Origin of the sequence: Myxococcus sp. RHSTA-1-4, from assembly GCF_020037125.1 — a bacterium.
In the GTDB taxonomy this organism is placed as follows: domain Bacteria; phylum Myxococcota; class Myxococcia; order Myxococcales; family Myxococcaceae; genus Myxococcus.
Map to the genome: position 1 here is coordinate 230,519 of NZ_JAIQDG010000003.1, position 16,828 is coordinate 247,346.

General features: G+C 70.8%; 11 protein-coding genes. 7 read left to right on the top strand and 4 right to left on the bottom strand.

All coding sequences use genetic code 11. The features are described 5' to 3' along the window. Positions 1-30: 30 nt before the first annotated feature. Positions 31-1,524: a hypothetical protein gene (locus K8638_RS06805; RefSeq protein WP_223753602.1), complete on the bottom strand. Its 1,494-nt coding sequence runs from the start codon at positions 1,522-1,524 to the stop codon at positions 31-33. 50 nt (positions 1,525-1,574) lie between these two features. Between K8638_RS06805 and hprK the strand changes: the two genes are divergently transcribed. After that, on the top strand, positions 1,575-2,540 hold the full coding sequence (hprK, locus tag K8638_RS06810) for an HPr(Ser) kinase/phosphatase (RefSeq protein ID WP_223753603.1): 966 nt from the start codon (positions 1,575-1,577) through the stop codon (positions 2,538-2,540). Next, a complete protein-coding gene (rapZ, locus tag K8638_RS06815) occupies positions 2,537-3,400 on the top strand; it encodes an RNase adapter RapZ (RefSeq protein WP_223753604.1) in 864 nt (287 codons plus the stop codon). The genes hprK and rapZ overlap by 4 nt, the downstream gene beginning before the upstream one ends. Positions 3,401-3,405: 5 nt before the next feature. Here the strand turns inward: rapZ and K8638_RS06820 are convergent, their stop codons facing one another. Further along, complete coding sequence (locus tag K8638_RS06820; protein ID WP_223753605.1) at positions 3,406-4,383, bottom strand: hypothetical protein; 978 nt, start codon at positions 4,381-4,383, stop codon at positions 3,406-3,408. 163 nt (positions 4,384-4,546) lie between these two features. Between K8638_RS06820 and K8638_RS06825 the strand changes: the two genes are divergently transcribed. Both K8638_RS06825 and K8638_RS06830 read left to right on the top strand, forming a co-directional pair. Further along, positions 4,547-7,354 (top strand): serine/threonine-protein kinase, encoded by a 2,808-nt coding sequence (locus K8638_RS06825; protein WP_223753606.1) that lies wholly within the window; start codon positions 4,547-4,549, stop codon positions 7,352-7,354. 7 nt (positions 7,355-7,361) lie between these two features. Beyond that, on the top strand, positions 7,362-8,138 hold the full coding sequence (locus tag K8638_RS06830) for a phytanoyl-CoA dioxygenase family protein (RefSeq protein ID WP_223753607.1): 777 nt from the start codon (positions 7,362-7,364) through the stop codon (positions 8,136-8,138). A gap of 54 nt (positions 8,139-8,192) precedes the next feature. On the opposite strand, the gene K8638_RS06835 is transcribed toward K8638_RS06830, so the two are convergent. Further along, on the bottom strand, positions 8,193-9,545 hold the full coding sequence (locus K8638_RS06835; RefSeq protein WP_223753608.1) for a hypothetical protein: 1,353 nt from the start codon (positions 9,543-9,545) through the stop codon (positions 8,193-8,195). Between the two features lie 129 nt (positions 9,546-9,674). On the opposite strand from K8638_RS06835, the gene K8638_RS06840 reads away from it, so the two are divergent. Together K8638_RS06840 and K8638_RS06845 are read left to right on the top strand one after the other, a co-directional pair. Then, positions 9,675-14,615 (top strand): trypsin-like peptidase domain-containing protein, encoded by a 4,941-nt coding sequence (locus K8638_RS06840; protein ID WP_223753609.1) that lies wholly within the window; start codon positions 9,675-9,677, stop codon positions 14,613-14,615. 19 nt (positions 14,616-14,634) lie between these two features. Continuing rightward, positions 14,635-15,705, top strand: coding sequence for a serine protease (locus K8638_RS06845; RefSeq protein ID WP_223753610.1), 1,071 nt, complete (start codon positions 14,635-14,637; stop codon positions 15,703-15,705). 39 nt (positions 15,706-15,744) lie between these two features. Here K8638_RS06845 and K8638_RS06850 read toward each other — a convergent pair whose 3' ends face one another. After that, positions 15,745-16,173, bottom strand: a complete 429-nt coding sequence (locus tag K8638_RS06850) for a RidA family protein (RefSeq protein ID WP_223753611.1) — start codon at positions 16,171-16,173, stop codon at positions 15,745-15,747. 140 nt (positions 16,174-16,313) lie between these two features. Between K8638_RS06850 and K8638_RS06855 the strand changes: the two genes are divergently transcribed. Further along, the gene (locus tag K8638_RS06855; protein WP_223753612.1) at positions 16,314-16,790 is read left to right on the top strand and encodes an Rrf2 family transcriptional regulator; all 477 of its coding nucleotides are present in this window, start codon (positions 16,314-16,316) and stop codon (positions 16,788-16,790) included. Positions 16,791-16,828 lie beyond the last annotated feature (38 nt).

Here is a 16,828-nt window from a genome sequence, read left to right on the forward strand (position 1 = left end):
GGGGAATGGCCTCGATGGGCTTCCGTCGGCTCAGGGGAGCCGCCACGTGTAGCCCGCGTCCGGCACGCAGCCCTCGCGCAGGCGCGACAGCACCACCGGCCCGGACTCGGCCACCACCTCGCCGGGGGCGTACCCGGGAAGGGTGATGACGTGGCTGAAGAGGCCGGAGCCCCGGGGCGGCCCGTTGGGCGGGTACAGCGGCACCGGCTGGTGGAGGTAACTGTAGCCCCCCGTCCACGCCAGGTGCACCACCTCGATTTTCAGCCCGCACAGGTCGTCGAGGCGGCTGGCCGCCAGCAGCAGCCGGTTGACGTCCCCCGCGTCGTCCCAGGCGCTGGCCTGGGGACGCGAGTCCTCGTACTGGCCCACGTCCCCGAAGGTGAGGCGCCCCGCGCGCAGCCCGGACAGCGCCGCCACGGCCACCACGCCCAGCGCCGCCCCGGCGCGCACGCTCCGGGGGCTCCAGCCCGCCAGCAGCGAGTCCAGGCCCACGCCCGCGAGCGCGGCGAACAGGGGCAGGGCGGGCACCAGGAAGCGCAGCTCCTTGTGCGGCTGGAGCGCGTGCAGCGCGAAGAAGAGGAGGGTGACGGCCAGCAGGCCCGGAGCCCTGCGCACGGCCAGCAGCGCCAGCACGCCGGTGACGAAGGTGACGGCCGGCATGCCCTGGAAGAGGACGCGGCCGTAGTAGCTGAAGGGCGCGGTGCCCCAGGCGGACGCCCCGTCCTTCAGGACGTTGAACTCCAGGTAGACGCGCGCCGAGTGGAACCAGCCGCCCCACGTCAGCCGGTCCAGCAGGCCGTAGACGAAGGCCCACCCGGCGAGCACGGCCAGGGCCTCGCCCGCCACGCGCCACCGCCGCTGCGCCGCGAGCACCGCCAGCAGGCCCACGCAGAAGACGCCGTTCTGCAGGCGCAGCAGCACCGCCAGCCCCAGCAGGCTCGCCCCCGCCAGCACCGCCCGCCGCGAGCCTCCCCGGGGCAGGGCCAGCGCCAGCCCCAGCACCACCGGGAGCGCGGACGCATTCTCACTCAGCGCCCGGGGCGCGAAGTAGATGGGCACCGCCGCCAGGGCGAAGAGGGCCGCGCCCGCCGCCGCCGCTGGCTCGGACGCGCCGTACGCCCGCGCCAGCCGCCAGCTCCCCCAGGCACACGCCGCGCCCAGCAGGGCGAAGAAGGCCTTGGTGACGTCCAGGTAGACGGACGGGTCCGTGCCGCCGAGCAGGCGGACGAGCCCCATCACCCCCGCCACCAGCCCGGGGAGCGCCCAGTTGCGCGCCCCCTCGATGAACTCCCAGGCCTTCAGCCCGTAGCCGAAGACGAGCCGGTGGGCCGGCTCCAGGCTCTGGTACACCTCGTCCGGCCAGTAAATCCCCTCATCGTTGAGGGCCCAATGAACTCGGAAGGCGGCTCCGGCCACGACGACGGCGGCCAGCAGGGCCCTGCCGAGGAGGCCCTCGGAGATGTCGCCCGTGGGGGCACCGGGTGAGGCATCGGAGGTGGGAGTGGGTGGCGGGACGGGGGGCACTGTCTCAGGACACCTCAAAAGGGCGCTCCGGTGATATCCACGTCCTGACGATGAAATCCATCCGCATTTCCCAGCTCCTGGACGACCGCGACTACGACCTGCGCCTGACGCTGGTCGCCGGTTCGGCCGGCCTGTCGCGCACGGTCGCCTCGTCGCGCATCCAGAAGCCGGGCCTGGCGCTGGCGGGCTTCACCGAGCACCTCCACCCCCACCGGGTGCAGGTGTTCGGCAACACCGAAATCTCCTACCTGGGCACGTTGCCGGAGGAGAAGCAGCGGGAGTCGCTCGCCAAGCTCTTCGGGGAGGAGGACCTGGCGTGCGTGGTGGTGACCAAGGACCTGGAGATTCCCCCGGCCCTCGTCTCCGCGTGTGAGAAGGGGGGCCTGGCGCTGATGAAGACGCCGCTGCTGTCCAGCGAGTTCATCATGCGCGTGCAGACCTTCCTGGACGAGGCGCTCACCGAGTCCAGCAGCCTGCACGGGGTGCTGATGGACGTGTTCGGCGTGGGCATCCTGCTGCTGGGCAAGAGCGGCATCGGCAAGAGCGAGATTGCCCTGGACCTGGTGATGCGCGCCCACCGGCTGGTGGCGGACGACATCGTGGACGTCATCCGCCGCAAGGGCGCCGTCTACGGGGCCGGCAATCCCGTCATCAAGCACCACATGGAAATCCGCGGCCTCGGCATCATCAACATCAAGGACCTGTTCGGGGTTGCCGCGGTCCGTGACCAGAAGAAGATTGAATTGGTCATCGAATTGCAGGAATGGGACCCGCAGCAGGAGTACGACCGGCTGGGCGTGGACGACAAGCACCTGCAGATTGTCGGGGTGGACATCCCGCTGTCGGTGGTACCCGTGCGTCCCGGCCGTAACATGGCGACCATCATCGAGGTGGCCGCCCGCAACCAGCTGCTGAAGCAGCAGGGTCACCACTCGGCGCGTGAGTTCGCCGAGCGGCTCAACCGTGCCATCGCCGAAGGGGCGATGCGCCGTACCTTGGGAGAAGAGGTCGAGTGACCGCGCCCGCGAAGCAAGTCGTCGTCATCACCGGCATGTCCGGCTCCGGAAAGTCCACGGCCATCCGGGCGCTGGAGGATGCGGGGTTCTTCTGCATCGACAACCTGCCGGTGGTGCTGCTGCCCAAGCTGATGGAGCTGGCGGGTGGCGGCAACACGGAGCGCATGGCGCTGGTGGTGGACGTGCGGGAAGGCGTCTTCCTCAAGGACGCCCCGCACATGCTGGACGAGGTCCGCCGCGCCGGCCATCAGGTGGAGGTCCTCTTCCTGGACTCCAGCGATGACAGCCTCATGCGCCGCTTCAGCGAGACGCGCCGCCGCCACCCGCTGGCGCCCAATGGCTCCGTCGCCGAGGGCATCCTGCTGGAGCGCCAGGAGCTGCGTGACTTGCGCGAGCTGGCCGACCAGGTCATCGACTCGTCCGCGCTGAACGTCCATGACTTGAAGCGCATGGTGCAGGCGCGCTTCAGCCCGGAGCCGGCGGCGGGGCCCAGCCTGTCCATCATGTCGTTCGGCTACCGGTACGGGGTGCCGCCGCAGGCGGACCTGGTGCTGGACGTGCGCTTTTTGCCCAACCCGTACTTCATCCCGGAGCTGAAGGGGCTGACGGGCAAGGTGCCGAAGGTGGCCGCGTACGTGCTGGACCGCGAGGAGACACAGCAGTTCCTCGACAAGGTGGTGGACCTCTGCCGCTTCCTCTTCCCGCGCTACCAGAAGGAGGGGAAGGCGTACCTCACGGTGGCGCTGGGGTGCACGGGCGGCAAGCACCGCTCGGTGGCGATTGCGGCCGAGCTGACGCGGCGCCTGCAGGACGCGAACACCCGCGTCCAGCTCTGGGACCGCGACATGGAGAAGGAGTAGGGCGCCTAGCTGGACTCGCTGACGCTGAAGCGCCGGCTGCCGTGTCCGCCGTTATTGCCGAGCGCGACCGCGTCGTTGAGGTTCTGGCGCACCAGCGCATTCCGCTCCTGCTGCGTGTCGGCCTCCTGCCGCTTGTCCAGCACGAGGATGCCGCCGCTGCCATGCTGCTGGTGGCCCCTCGCGGTGGCCTGCTGGAGGTCCTTCGCGGACACCCAGTACTCGCCGTGGACGGGGTCCTTCACGCGGTACTTGTCATCCGAGGGGTCCGCCGTCCCACCGGAGTTGAAGCCGTCAATGGTCACCCAGTGCAGCCCGCCGGGCTCCCTCAACTTCTCCCCAGGAGCCAGGGCTGAATTGAGGAGGGTGTTGGAGTCCACCATCGCCATGACGAGCTGACCGGACTGCAGCGCCCCGCTGACGACCTTGGGGTCGGCGATGCTCGCGCCCTTCGTGATGTCGATGCCCAGGCTGCCCAGCAGCGCGCCCATCTCCTGCGCGGTGACGCCGTCATCCAGGTTGACCGCCAGGTCGTCGCCCCCGAGGCCGAACATGTTGACGGTCGTGGCGTTGTTGCGGACCTCTTTGAGCTCCTGCTTCTCGGTGCGGGGGGCCGCGTCCCCGCAGCTCGCCTTGTTGACGAAGGCCAGGCTCGCCTCGCCGCAGCCCCCCTCGAGGGAGCTCTGCGCGACAGCGGCCTTCTCGGGCGCCCAGCCCTGCGTTACCTGGGCCTGGGCCGCCTCGTTCGTGGGTGCGGGCTGACCCTGGGAGGAGACCAGCGTCGACCACGAAGGCTCCGGCGGGGTGAGCTGGGGCATCTGCGGGTTCGCCGCGGCGGCCGGCTGGAAGCTGTCTTGGGCCGCCCCCGCGCTCGCGCCCTGGGGCGCCGCGGGGGCTGGAGCTGGCGCGGGAGCCGGCGCCGGCGCGGGAGCCGGGGCCTCTCTGTGCCGCGCGCGGTTGAAGAAGATGTTGAAGTTGATGGGCATGGCGGACCCTCCCCTGTGTTCTTCGCCTGCGCCATTATCGAGTTGAACCCCAATTCAGTTGCTAGGGAAGCCGGGGGTTCCTGTCAGGTCCTGGACGGGGTACGGGGAAACCCGGATGCAGTCGAATGCGGGCGCACCGGAACTTCACCGATACACTGCCCGCATGGTCGACAGAGATGATGCGGGCTCCGCCGGGGGAACCGGAGCGGAGCCGCCGACGAAGCTGACGGGCTCCGCGGGCGAGGACGGGCCGCCGCCCAGTGCGCCCGGGACGTCGCGGTACCACACCGGGCGCGACGGAGCGGCCTCGCCGCGCGGCACGCTCGGTGCGCGGGTGGGCCGGTTCATCCCGCTGAAGCTGCTGGGCCAGGGCGGCATGGGCGTGGTGTACGCGGCCTATGACCCGGACCTGGACCGCAAGGTGGCGCTCAAGCTGCTGCGCGTGGCGGAGCCGGACGCGGACCTGGAGGCGGGGAGGACGCGGCTGTTGCGCGAGGCGCAGGCCATGGCCCGCATCTCCCATCCCAACGTCATCCCCGTCTTCGAGGTGGGGACGTGGGACGGGCAGGTCTTCGTCACCATGGAGATGGTGGAGGGCGGCACGCTGCGCGACTGGCTGAGGGAGAAGCCGCGCTCGTGGCGGGAGGTGCTGCAGACGTACCTGGCGGCGGGGCGCGGGCTGGAAGCGGCGCACGCGGCGGGGCTGGTGCACCGCGACTTCAAGCCCACCAACGTGCTGGTGGGCCGCGACGGGCGCGTCTTCGTCACCGACTTCGGGCTGGCCCGGCCGGTGGGGAGCCTCGAGCCGGACGCCGGGCTCGCGCGGGCGCTGGTGCCTTCGTCGGAGGGCTCCTCGCAGCGGCTGTACGAGCCGTTGACCCGGGCCGGCGCGGTGATGGGCACGCCGCCCTTCATGTCGCCCGAGCAGTTCCGGGGCGAGGTGGTGGACGCGCGCTCGGACCAGTTCAGCTTCTGCTCCGCGCTGTACCGGGCGCTCTACGGGACGCGCCCCTTCGACCCGGACGAGCTGTCGAAGGCGGCGAAGTCGCTGCGCCCCTCGGCGGAGGACCCGGAGCGGACCTCGACGCTGGAGCGGCCTCTCCAGGTGCCGTCGCCCATCCAGGAGCCCCCGCGCGACTCGAAGGTGCCCGCGTGGGTGCGGCGCGCGGTGATGCGGGGCCTGTCGCTGGAGCCGGACGGCCGCTTCTCCTCCATGGCGGAGCTGCTGGAGGCGCTGTCGCAGGAGCAGCACCTGGCGAGGCGGCGCAGGCTGGGCGGAGGCGCGGTGGCCGCGGCGGCGCTGGTGGCGGCGGTGGGTGGGGTGGTGGCGTGGCAGTCCCGCGTGTGCGCGGGGGCGGAGGGGCTCGTGGCGGAGAGCTGGGGTCCGGCGGCGAGGCAGCGGGTGACGGCGGCCTTCGCGGCCACGGGGAGTCCGGTGGCGGCGGACATGGCGGCGCGGGTGGGCGGAGTGCTGGACGCGTACGCGAGCACGTGGGCGCGGCAGCACACGGAGGCGTGCGAGGCGACGCGGGTGCACGAGGTGCAGACGGAGGAGCTGCTGTCCCATCGGGTGGTGTGCCTGGAGCGGCGGCGGAAGGACCTGCGGGCGCTGGTGGACGCGCTGGCGGGCGTGGAGCGGCCGGGGGTGGAGAAGGCGCTGGACGCGGCGTACGCGCTGCCGTCGCCGCTGGACTGCGCGGATCTGGAGGCACTCACCGGCCAGCAGCCGCGCCCGGCGGACCCGGCGAAGCGCGCGGAGCTGGAGGCGCTGGAGGGCGGGCTGGCGGAGGTGAAGGCGCTGCTGGACACGAGCCGCCTGCCGCAGGCGCTGGAGAAGGCGCGCGCGCTGGAGCCGAAGGTGGTGGCCACGGGCTACCTGCCGCTGGTGGCGGAGGCGCGCTTCCACCTGGGCTGGTTGCAGGCGTCGCAGGGGCAGAAGGAGCAGGGGGCGGCGCTGCTGGAGCAGGCCGTCTTCGACGCGGAGGCGGGGCGCGCGGACCGGCTGGAGGTGTCCGTCCTCAACAAGTTGCTCTACGTGGAGGGCGAGCGCGAGCGCTTCGAGCACGCCTCGCGGTGGGCGCGGCTGGGGCATGCGACGCTGAAGCGGCTCGGCGGTGACGCGGTGCTGGAGTCGGACCTGCTGGTGAACGGGGCGAACGTCGCGCTGATGGAGGGCCGGGCCGAGGACGCGCGCGGGCTGCTGGAGCAGGCGTCGGGGCTGCTGGCGAAGACGCTGGAGCCGGGGCACCCGAAGCGGGCGCGGGTGACCTTCACGCTGGGGCGGACGCTGCTGGAGATGGGAGCGTACGCCGGCGCGGCGAAGGTGCTGGAGGAGGCGCTGGCGCAGACGGAGGCGGCGCTGGGGCGGAAGCACCTGGACGTGGCGCGGCGTCACCAGGCGCTGTCCATGGCGCTGCGCGAGCAGAAGGACTTCACGAAGGCGCTGGAGCACGCGCGGGCGTCGGTGGCCATCCAGCGGGAGCTGCTCGGCGACGGGCACGTGAAGGTGGCGGAGGCGCTCGACGAGGAGGGAATGAGCCTGCTCGGGCTCGGGCGCTACGAGGAAGCGCTGAAGGTCTACGAGGAGGCGCTGGCGGTGAAGCAGCGGCGGTTGGCGCCGGGGGCGGAGGAGCTCCAGTACTCGTATGACGGCGTGGGCCAGGCGCTGCTGGGGTTGGGGAAGACGCGCGAGGCGCTGGAGCCGCTACGCCAGGCGGTGAGTTTCGCCGATGCGGAGGAGGACTCGCTGGGCGAGTCGGGCTTCGCGCTGGCGCAGGCGCTGTACAAAGAGGGCCAGTCCGCGGAGGCGCGGGTGGAGGCGGCGAAGGCGACGGAGCGCTTCACCGCGGCGGGCCGGGCCCCGCGCGCCGAGGCGGTGCGGAGCTGGCTGGAGTCACTGCCTCCGGAGGAGGTGGTCAAGGAGAAGCCAGCGAAGAAGCCCTCCCGCGTGGTGAAGAAGCGGCGGAAGTAGGAACCGCATGGGACTCTCGGATTCACAGGTCGAGCAGTTCATCGAGGACGGCTTCGTTCGCCTCGACTGTGCCTTCCCGCGCGAGCTGGCGGATGAGGTCCGCGAGCTTCTCTGGCGCGACACGGGCTGTTCGCCGGACGACCCGGCGACGTGGACCCGGCCCGTCGTCCGTCTGGGCGAATACGCGCAGGAGCCCTTCCGGCGCGCGGCGAACACACCCCGGCTCCATGCCGCCTTCGACCAATTGGTGGGCCCCGGGCGCTGGCTGCCCCGAGCCAGCCTCGGCTCGTTCCCGGTCCGCTTCCCGAGCTCCGAATCCCCAGGCGACGACGGCTGGCACGTCGACGCCAGCTTCCCGGGAGAGGACCCGTCCTCCTTCTTCTCCTGGCGGGTGAACGTGACGTCGCGAGGGCGAGCCCTGCTGATGCTCTTCCTCTTCTCCGACGTGAGCGAGGACGACGCCCCTACGCGCATCCGCGTCGGCTCGCACCGGGAGGTGGCCCGGTTGCTGGAGCCGGAGGGCGAGGCCGGCCTGTCCTTCATGGAGCTCGCCGGGAAGCTGCACGTCACGGAAGCGTGCCCGCTCGCACTCGCCACGGGAGAGGCCGGCACCGTCTACCTCTGCCACCCCTTCATCGTGCACGCCGCCCAGCCACACCGGGGAACGCGGCCCCGCTTCATGGCCCAGCCGCCGCTGTTCCCCTCCCGGCCCTTCCACCTCCAGCGCGAGGACGGCGCCGCATCCCCCGTGGAACTCGCCATCCAGCGCGCATTGAAGCGCTGAGCGGCGGCGAGGGAGCCCAAGGTCAGCGCCATGGGCCCCCGGTGCTACGTCGACTCAGGAGTCGTAGCCGGACTCACCCACCAGCAGGAGCACCTTGCGGGTGTTCGGGTAGTACAGCAGGGTGAAGTCCTCGAAGGCGTGGCAGTTGTGGCAGGGAATCTCATTCGAGCCCATCCACGCCTGGATGGGGCCGGTGCCAGCGAAGTCATCGAGCGCGGACATCAGCGCGGCGCCCCGCGTGTCGCCACCAAAGGTCAGGCCGCCGCGGTCGGTGACCTGTCCCCACTCGAAGTCCGGCAGGTAAAGGCCCATGTCGCTGAACTGCTGCCACAGCGCCTGGAGCGTCACCGGCGCGGCGGGGCACTGCGGGGTGCTGTAGGCATTGATGGTGTTGATGACGGACCAGGAGTAGGCGCCGGAGCCGGCGTTCCACGCCACCCGCGCGGGCTCCAGCGACGAGGCATCGAGCTGCGTGAGCGACAGGGGCTGCGGCGGAATCAGGTCACAGGTGGTCGCGTACATGCAGCGCGAGACCTCGCGATAGGCGCCGCACACCCCGAAGTCCGTCGTGCCCGCGGGCTGCGAGTGGATGCAGTTGTAGACCGCGAGCGGGCACACGTCGGACGGCCACACCTCGTACGGGTCGCCGTCGGTGACCGCGAGCTCCGTCACGCGCGCCACCAGCCGCGCCGTCTTCTGCGCCGTCGTGCCGTCCGCGAGCGTGGCGCTGAAGGTGAGCGGCACGGTGTGCGGGTCGACGGCCTGGTACACGGCCGGGTACTGCCAGTCCAGGCGGAAGGTGTCCGCGTCCACGGGGGAGACCACCGGCACGCCATCGGGCGCGGTGACGGACAGCGCACTGGCGGCCACGTCCACCTTGCCCCGGTAGACGAGGACGTCGGCGCCGTTGCGCACGTAGACCGGGTCTACCTTCTCGTCGATGAAGAGGGCGCTGGACCCGCGGAAGTCGAAGAACCGCGGGGCGACCACGATGCGGGCGTAGTACCGGTTGGGCGTGCCCGTGAAGGTGTCGACGGAGATGAAGAGGGGCAGGCCGGACAGCACCGTGTTCAGCTCGTGGCCCTCGCGCAGCACCACCTCGAACCGGCGCTCGCTGATGATGTTCGTCTCGCCGAAGATGTCGTCGGGGACGAAGCTGAACACGTTCTCCAGATAGCGGTTGGAGGTCGCGCGGAGGACGAGCACGCGCTCGCCGTTGCGCTCCTCGAAGGTGCCCAGCGTCTCGAAGCTGAGCTCGTTGTCGCCGATGGCCGAGTAGAGGCGGGTGACCGCCGCGGCGCCGGTGGTGGTGCCGAGCTCCTCCGCCGGCTCGGTATCCAGGGTGGGGTTGCACGCCGTCGCCCCGAAGGCGAGCAGACAGGCGAGCGCCAGATTGCGAAGCATCATGATGGCTCTCCAGGGTGGAAAGTCCCCGGATTACCACAGGCTCCTGACTGTCCCTTCCCACGCTTGTGTCGGTTCTGTCACGACGTGGGCCGCCTTGTGTCCCGCGCGTGTTAACGTCCTCGGCGAGTGATGAAGGGAAGCGACCTCCGCGACGGCATCGTGCGCGTCCTGAGCCGGGACCGGCAGCAGGTCCTCGGCACGGGCTTCCTCGTCACGGACACGCTGGTGGTGACGTGCTCCCACGTCCTCGGCAGCCTCTCGGAGACCGAGCGTGCCTCCATCGCCCTGGAGGTGCTCCAGAGCCATGAGAAGGTCACCGCGAAGCTTCGGCCCGAGTTCTCCAGCCCGGAGCACGTGGCGGACTTCGCCGTACTGGAGCTGAACCGTCCCTTGAGAGGCGCGTTCCGGACGCTGCCGCTGGGCGAGGCGGCCCGGAGCGCGGACCACCGCTTCACCACCTTCGGCTTCCCGATGGGGAGCGAGGACACGGGCACCTGGGCCCACGGGTCCATCGGCTACGCGACGGGAGAGGGGACGTTCCGCAAGCTGTTGCTGCTCGACTCCAACATCCGCGAGGGCTTCAGCGGCGGGCCGTTGTTCGACGAGCAGACGCGGCGCGTGGTGGGCGTGGTGCGCTTCGTCATCAGCGGAAGGGGAGAGGATGCGCTGCGCGAAGCGTATGCCTCACCCACGGAGCTGTTGGTCGAGCAGTGCCCGGTGCTGCGCACCTCGGAGGACTGTCCCTACCGGGACCTCGCGTCGTTCCGCGAGTCCGACGCCCGCTTCTGGAAGGGGCGGACGCGCGTGCTGGAAGAGCAGCTCCTGCCGCTGGTGAAGAAGCTGCCCCGGTTCGTCGAGGTGTCGGGTCCGTCGGGCTGTGGCAAGTCGTCGCTGCTGTACGCCGGGCTGGTGCCCGCGCTGAAGGAAGGAACGTTCATTCCAGGCAGCGCCCGCTGGGACGTGAGGGTCTTCCGCCCCGGGTTGGAGCCCTTTACCGCGCTGGACAAGGCCGGGCTGCCCATGAGCCTGGAGGGCGGGCAGGACCTGGTGAGCCGGCTCCGCCGCTGGCGCTCGGAGCACCCGGAGCCGGACCAGCGCCTGGTGCTGGTCATCGACCAGCTGGAGGACCTGCTGCTGCGAGGCGGTGGCGCGGAGGAGGAGCATCGTCAGCGCTTCCTCCAGCAGCTCGCCGGCTTGAAGGACGAGGCGCTGCCGGTGACCTGCGTGGTCGCCCTGCGCGAGGGCTTCGATGCGCTGCTGTCCCAGCGCGCGCCGGCGCTGCGTTCACTGCTGGGCGAGCACCGCGTGCAGGTGCCCGCGGTCCTCACGCCCGCGGAGCTGAGGGACATCATCGCCGGGCCCGCGAAGGAGGTGGGGTTGCGCTTCGAGCCGCCGGAGATGGTGGAGACCATCTCCCGGGCGGCGCAGCAGGAGTTCCCGGTGGAGACGGGCGTGGGCGCCCGCGCGACGGTGCTGCCGCTGCTGGAAGTCACGATGACGCAGCTCTGGCAGGCGTCGCGGGACGGCGCGGTGACGCTGGAGGCGTTCAACGCCAGCACGGGGCTGCTGGGCATGCTCGCCCGGTGGGCGGACGGCGTCTACGAGACGCTCGGGCCCTCCGAGCGGAAGCTCGCGGACCGGCTGCTGCTGGAGCTCATCCAGTTTGGCGTCGCGGACGACCTGCTGGAGGACAAGGGGCGCCGCGTTCCCATTGACACCCTGCGCGAGCGGATGGGCGGGCACGCGGAGGTGGACGCGGTGCTGCAGGTGCTCGTCAACGGGCGCCTGCTGGTGACGGCGAGGGACGGGCAGTGGCAGCAGGACACGGTGGAGTTGATCCACGATGCGCTGCTCACCCACTGGAAGCACTTCGCGGACCTGCGGAGCAGGGACCGGGCCTTCCGGCGCTGGTACACGGACGTCCAGGCGGACGCGGAGCGCTGGCAGGAGGCGTTACGGGTCTCCGGCGTCGCGGAGGCGGATGAGCGGTTGCTCCGGGGCACGGAGCTGGCCAGGGCGCGGGACATGCTGGCCGCGCACCCGGGCGAGGTGAGCTGGCTGGCCGAGCGCTTCATCCTGCGTGGCGCGGAAGCGGAGCAGGAGCGTCAGCAGGCGGAGCAGACCCGCACGCGGCGGGTGCACGACCTGACGGTCAAGACCCGCGCACTCCTGCTCGCGCTGGGACTCGCGGTGCTGACCGTGCTCGTCACCGTGGCCATTTCCTTCGGTGAGTGGTGGCGCGAACACCCGCCGGATGTGAGTGGGGATGCGGGCAGTCCCGGGGATGAAGCACGCAAGCTCGAGGAGCTGCGGCGGGCCCGCCTCGCCGCCGCCAACGAGGTGGTGCGGCTCGTGGGGGGACCCGGCCAGGAGGTGGAGGCGCTGACGAAGGCCATCGCGCTGGCCGGCGCCCGCCTCACGACAGCCGACCCGGCGGCGGACGAGGCGCGGGGAGCCCTCGCCCAGGCGCTCTCCGCCTTCCTTTACGCGGTGCCGCTCTCGGTGGAGCGCGACCGCGCATCGTCCCCGGCCCTGGTGCTCGACGGGCAGCCCGAAGCGGAGTCGGTGCTCGTCGCGGCCTTCTCGCCCGATGGGCGGTACGCCGTCACGCGCGGCATTCCCACGGGCTCCCGGCGGCTCGTGACGCGGGTGTGGGACGTCGCGAACGGAGCCCCGCTGCGGGAACTGGGCTCGCGCGAGCTCTGCTCCGGTGACTGCAACGAGCTGGACCTGCTGATGACCCAGACCCAGGCCCGCGTGACGCATGCCTTCGGCTTCTCACCCAGGGACGGCACGCTCTGGCTGGGAGGCGCGGATGGGGGCCTCGTGCTGTGGACCCGCGAGACGTTCACCTTGCTCTTCCCTCGCGTCCACACCGCGGAAGTCACCGCCGTGTCCTTTTCGGCCTCGGGAGACCGCGTCCTGACGGCCAGCCTGGATGGGACAGCACAGCTCTGGGACACGGAGACCTCCCAGCCCGTGGGGCCCCGCATGAAGCACCTGGAGCCTTGTGAGCAGGCCGTGCTCTCCCCGGACGGCAGATACGCGCTGGTGGCCGGCCAGGAGCGCACATGTCTGTTCGACACGGCGACGGGGACCTGCAAGCCCTTTGAGGTCGGCGGGAGTGGCCCCACCCTGGGCTTCTCGTCCTCCAGCGAGCTGGCGGTCCTGGGCGACAGCCGGGTCAGCGACCGGCTCCTGGTATGGAACGTCCGTTCCGGCAAGCAGCACCGGCTCCTCCAGGGGGACCTGGGTGGGCACATCTTCACGCCCTTCTTCACCGAGGACGGGTGCGGCGTCGTCGGCTTCGACCGGAATGCCACGTCGGCGCAGGAGCACCGCCTCTGCAAGGAGACCGCCGCCCGGCGTGGCCAGCGCGCGGAGACTCCTGCCCGAACCGGAAGCTGGCGGGGCTTCACTGCGGAGACGCGCTTCCTGCTCGATGGAAGGCGTGAGCAGAAGCTGGTTCCGGCCCTCCAGGAGGCCCAGACGGCGGACAGCCCATTCCTCGCGGCGCGGGGACGCCTGCCTCCGCCACTGCTCCTGTCCGGCCTTCCTCCAGACCGGGGCAACGCCGCGCTGGTGTCACCGACGAAGGAGCACCTCCTCGCCGTCGGCGACACGGGCTTCGAGCGCCGCGCGCTCGACATCGACCTCTCAAGCTATCGGGAGGGTGGAATGAGTATTCCTTCCCCGGACCTGCGGTGGCTCGTCACGCGCGGGCCTCCGTCGGTCGATGGGACTCGGAACCTGCTCCTCTTCGACACGAAGACGTCCAGCGCCAGGCCCCTGGGAAGCTGCACCCGCGTATCGGATGGCGAGTGGACCGCCGCCTTCTCCCAGGGGGGGCGGCTGGCCGTGGCCTGCGGAGGCAGGCTCTGGCTGTGGGACCTCGCGAACGCGCCCGACTCGCGCTTCGCGCCCGATGCGCCGGCGATGCTCACCTCCGAGGCCGGAAAGGCGCGGCCGTGGACGAAGCTGGAGTTCTCCCCGGATGGGCTCCAGTTGTTGGCGATGAGCCCGGGACAGGGCGCGACCCTCTGGTCTTCCAGGGACGGGCGCATGGTCCGTGAGCTCGGCCCGCTCGTGGATGCGGCATTCTCCGAGGATGGCGAGTGGCTGCTCCTGGTCGGGCCTGGGAAGGCGGGCGCCTCGCGCGTCGTCAGCGCCCAGCGGGCCGCGACGGGAGAGGTGCTCTGCGAATCCCAGGGTCTGACCGGAGTGCCGGAGCGCCTTGAGGTCTCCTGGAAGGCGGAACGATTCGTCCTCCAGCAGGGCGGCGGCTCTTCCCTCCTGGGGTCTACCCGCGACTGTGCCTTCCTGAAGCCGCTGCCGCCGCTCTCCGATGGCGACCTCGTGCGCTTCTCTCCCGATGGGACACGCTTCGTGACCCGCTACGAGGGAGGCAGCGGCTCCGCGCTCTGGGACAGCGCGACCGGAGAGAAGCTTCAGTTTCTGCCAGGTCCCATTCGGCCAGGCCCTCCGCCTGACGCCGTCTTCTCCCCGGACTCGCGCCTGCTGGTCTTCCTTCCCGAGCCGGGTGGAGAGTTGATGGCGCTCGACGCCGCGACGGGGGAGCGCACCCTGATGGTTCCCCTGGGAATCGAGGTCGGGGCAGGCGTGCGAACCTTCACCTTCACTCCGGACGGCTCTCGTCTCATCGTGGTCGTCAACAAGTCCATCCGGCTCGTCGATACACAGAACTGGAAGCAGCTCGCGGCCATCGACCTTCCAGAGGGCTCGGACTTCCGTCTCTGGCACGCCGGGAGCTTCTTCGGGCTGACGGGACAGAACCTTTCCCGGGTGCAGCTCTGGTCGGCTCGCGACGGTCGGCGTCTCGCGACGCTCCATGGCGCCCTGACATGGGGAGAGCTGCGGGCGAACCCGGCGGGGGACTACATCCTGACGTCCGATGGGACCGAGGCCCGGCTCTTCTCCCTGCGGAGGGAGGACCTGCTGGAACGGGCCTGCGCCTTGATGATGTACCGGTCCGAGTACTCTCGGCTCCGGGAGTCCTGTGACAGTTCCACGGACAGGGAGCTGAAGCCCGCGGCCGTCCAGGCTCCTTGAGCGCGGCGAAGGAATCTTCATGCTGGCAGACGAAAGAACACGCGAGCTGATGCGCAGGGCCGCGAGGACGCTCCGCGACGTGCCCCGGGTGCGCGAGGCGTTGAACCGCACGGGCGTGGATGCGCTGGTGGAAGCGCACTTCCCTCCGACGTGGCGCATTCCCACGGCCCTCGTGGGCAAGGCCGACCGTGCCTCCCTGCGCCAGGAGCTGCGCGCCCTGCTGGAGACGGGGGCCCGGGTCCTGGAGCGGCTGGAGGAGCAGGGCGAGGACGCTCCCGTCGAGCCCACCGAGCAGACCGCGCTCGAAGCAGTGGTCGCCTTCTTCGGGCGTCCCGCGCTGCGCGTCCGCAACGGGAGCTTCGGTACGCCGCCCGTGGGCTGGGAGGTGCTGGAGAATCACCGTGAAGGCATCGAGGCGGCCATCGATTCGACGGGCCGCATCGAGCTCGCCGGAGTGGGAATGCTCGGCACGGGGTTCCTCGTCGCCGAGGACGTGGTGATGACCAACCGCCATGTGGCCACGGTGTTCGGCCGGGAGAAGAGCGGCGGCTGGAGTCTGAAGCTCGGCGTGGTGCCCCGAATCGACTGGCTGGGCGAGCACGAGCGGGACGTGCAGGCCGTCCTCTCCATCCAGGACATCCTCGCCATCCACCCCGTGCATGACCTCGCGCTGCTGCGCGTGGGCCATGCCAGCGGGCAGGCACCCCGTCCTCCGCTGCGGCTCGCGGCGAAGGCGCCGGAGACGGCGGACTCCCGTGCCGTCTACACCGTGGGCTACCCCATGAAGGACCACACGAGCACGCCGCCGGAGGTGCTGCTGCGCTACTTCGAGAATGTCTTCGGTGTGAAGCGGCTCCAGCCGGGCGAGTTGCTCTCCATCGACCCGGCCCACAAGGAGCTCGCGCATGACTGCTCGACGCTCGGCGGCAGCTCGGGCTCACCGGTGGTGGACCTGGAGACGAACACCGTGCTCGGCCTGCACTTCGGGGGCAACCGCGAGCAGAACCTCGCGGTGGCGCTGTGGCAGCTCGCGGACGACCCCATCCTCACGCGAGCCGGTGTGCGCTTCGGCGAGCCGGCTGCCCGCTGAACCCCACGGGCGGCGCGGTCCGCCGCGTGAAGCACGGGCTCAGGCGGGGGCGACGGCGACGGCTTCAATCTCGAACAGCATCGCGTCGAGCGCCAGGCGTGGCACGGGAATCAACGTGCAGGTCGGCGTCATCCGATGACCCCAGACCTGCGCCATCTCGGCGCCGAGCACCTTCAGCTTCTCCTCGGAGTGGTCCACGATGAGGACGGTGAGCTTGGCGACATCGCCCACGCCCGCTCCGGCGGACGCCAGCGCCGTGCAGAGGTTTTGCAGCGCCTGCCGGACCTGCGCCTGGAAGTCCGGCTGGAACGCCCCGGTTTCGCTCTCGCCGCCCTGTCCGGCGATGTAGATGAGCCGGCTGCCGGGCGCGACCTGGGCAACGTGGGAATAGCCGTAGGGGGCCGGGTCATAGAGCCCCTTGGGGTTGTTCAGCACCAGCGAGGACGTCTTTCCATCGGTCTGTCGCATGACTCTCCCGTGTCAAATCTGGATTCAGAATATCCAGATTGCGGGTGGAATGTGCGGAGGGGCCCCGCTACTTGTCAACCGAATCTGGATAAATATCATCCAGGATGCGGTGGCGGAGAAGGGGTGTACGGACGATGCGAATGAGCGAAGGCGTCGAGTGGGGGCTGCACTGTTGCGTGACGCTCGCGTGGCTCGGGGATGAGGAGCCGGTCCCCGCGGCACGGCTCGCGGAGCGGTTCCAGTTGCCGCCGGCCTATTTGAACAAGTGCCTCCAGGCGCTGGGGCGTGCGGGCATCCTGACGTCGACTCCGGGGGCCCGGGGCGGGTTTCGGCTCGCTCGCGCTCCCGAGCGCATCACGCTCCTGGACCTCGTCACCGCGATTGAGGGGCCGGAGGAGGCGTTCCGCTGCACGGAGATTCGCCAGCGCTGTGCCGAGGCGAATCCCGCCTCGCGGGAGTTCCTGCGGCCGTGTGCCATCGCGGCGGCCATGCACAAGGCCGAGCTGGCCTGGAGGAAGGAGTTGGCCGCGCAGACGCTGGCGGACCTGAGTGCCGCGGCACCGCGCTCGGCGAGGGATGCAGCACTGCGCTGGTTCGGTCGCGGTGAGAACGACTGAGCAGGGCGCGGAGGAGACTGATGCTCCCCCGCGCCTTG

Bases quoted from the DNA above. Each gene is read 5' to 3' on its own strand.
- K8638_RS06835 (WP_223753608.1), bottom strand. From the start codon at position 9,545: ATGATGCTTCGCAATCTGGCGCTCGCCTGTCTGCTCGCCTTCGGGGCG.
- K8638_RS06850 (WP_223753611.1), bottom strand. From the start codon at position 16,173: ATGCGACAGACCGATGGAAAGACGTCCTCGCTGGTGCTGAACAACCCC.
- K8638_RS06840 (WP_223753609.1), top strand. From the start codon at position 9,675: ATGAAGGGAAGCGACCTCCGCGACGGCATCGTGCGCGTCCTGAGCCGG.
- K8638_RS06820 (WP_223753605.1), bottom strand. From the start codon at position 4,383: ATGCCCATCAACTTCAACATCTTCTTCAACCGCGCGCGGCACAGAGAG.
- hprK (WP_223753603.1), top strand. From the start codon at position 1,575: ATGAAATCCATCCGCATTTCCCAGCTCCTGGACGACCGCGACTACGAC.
- K8638_RS06825 (WP_223753606.1), top strand. From the start codon at position 4,547: ATGGTCGACAGAGATGATGCGGGCTCCGCCGGGGGAACCGGAGCGGAG.
- K8638_RS06830 (WP_223753607.1), top strand. From the start codon at position 7,362: ATGGGACTCTCGGATTCACAGGTCGAGCAGTTCATCGAGGACGGCTTC.
- K8638_RS06855 (WP_223753612.1), top strand. From the start codon at position 16,314: ATGAGCGAAGGCGTCGAGTGGGGGCTGCACTGTTGCGTGACGCTCGCG.
- K8638_RS06845 (WP_223753610.1), top strand. From the start codon at position 14,635: ATGCTGGCAGACGAAAGAACACGCGAGCTGATGCGCAGGGCCGCGAGG.